Raw genomic sequence first — 1,390 nt, forward strand, 5'->3', positions numbered from 1 at the left:
CGCGGCAGTGTTTAGGAATTGTCGTCGATCCATGGCATTCCTCCTGTGCTTTTTCTGGTTTATTCCGAAAACGAGGCCGGCATTATCTGCGCCTGCTGCGCCTGGTATTCATTCATGACGAGTTCCCTAATATGGCTGCGCAGTTCGCCGAATTCTGGACGTTCCTGCAGCGATTCATTGCGCGGATAGGCGAAGGGAACGTCGATGATTTGCTTGATGCGGGCTGGTCGCGCCGTCACCACCACGATGCGTGAGGCGAGGTAGATCGCCTCTTCCACCGAATGCGTGATCAGCATGACGGTCTTGCCTTCCGCGGCGAGCACCTTCAGCAGCAGGTTCTGCATGTTGCCACGCGTCTGGGCATCGAGGGCGCCGAACGGTTCGTCCATCAGCAGAAACTGCGGCTTGACCGCGTAGGCCCGTGCGATCGCGAGCCGTTGCCGCATGCCGCCCGACAGGTGCTTCGGATAGGAATTGGCGAAATCCGACAGACCCATCAGCGCGAGATAGTGCTCGCAGATCTGGTGCTGCTCCTTTGCCGGAACATTATTAGCCTTGAGCTTGAGGCCAAACGCGATGTTTTCCTTGACCGTCAGCCAAGGGAAGACGCCATACTCTTGAAAAATCACGCCGCGTTCGGGACCCGGTCCCTTCACGGGATTTCCATCAAACAACACCTCGCCGGTGGTCGGCTTCTGAAATCCCGCGAGCATGCTCATCATCGTGGTCTTGCCGCAGCCAGACGGTCCGATCACGGCGATGAAGTCGCCGTCGTGGATGGCATAGCTGACATCGTCCACCACCCGCAGTTTTCCCTTGGGCGTGTCGAAGGACAGCGAGACGTGGTCGAACTGTGCGCGTTTGGCGCTGGCTGGGCCGCTCATGCGACAGCTCTTTCCTGCCACACCAGCAGCCGCGCGCTGATCCGCCGCAGGATCGTATCCATAATCAGCGCAATGCAACCGATGCAGATAATGCCGACATAGATGACGTCGAGTAGGAAGTAGGTCGAGGCGTTCTGGATCATGGCGCCGAGCCCGCGTTGGGCCGCGATCAGTTCCGAAGCGACCAAGGTAGCCCAGGCCACGCCCAACGCGACACGGAGAGCGGTCAGGATATGTGGTACCGTCAGCGGGATGATGACCTTGCGAAAAATCTCGAGCTCACCGGCGCCGAGCGTTTGGGCGACGCGGATGTAGAGGGGAGTGATTTGCGAGACGCCTTCATACATCACAATCACGCCGGCGAAGAACGAGGCATAGAACAGAATGACGAGCTTAGCGATTTCGTCGACCCCGAAATAGACGATCACTAGCGGGATCAGCGCGATCGGCGGCAGCGCGCGAAAGAAGTTGATCATCGGATCGGCAAAGGTCCGCGCCGGCCTGTA

Annotated in this window: 2 protein-coding genes; both read right to left on the reverse strand. The window is 58.8% G+C overall.

Annotation, left to right across the window (positions count from 1 at the left end; genetic code table 11):
* Nucleotides 1-59: 59 nt before the first annotated feature.
* The gene (locus JQ611_RS41410) at nucleotides 60-884 is read right to left on the reverse strand and encodes an ABC transporter ATP-binding protein (protein WP_212468845.1); all 825 of its coding nucleotides are present in this window, start codon (nucleotides 882-884) and stop codon (nucleotides 60-62) included.
* The coding region (locus JQ611_RS41415; protein WP_212468846.1) for an ABC transporter permease at nucleotides 881-1,390 on the reverse strand (510 nt) is incomplete at its 5' end. The genes JQ611_RS41415 and JQ611_RS41410, both read right to left, overlap by 4 nt.

The organism is Bradyrhizobium sp. AUGA SZCCT0182 (assembly GCF_018130185.1).
Classification (GTDB): domain Bacteria; phylum Pseudomonadota; class Alphaproteobacteria; order Rhizobiales; family Xanthobacteraceae; genus Bradyrhizobium.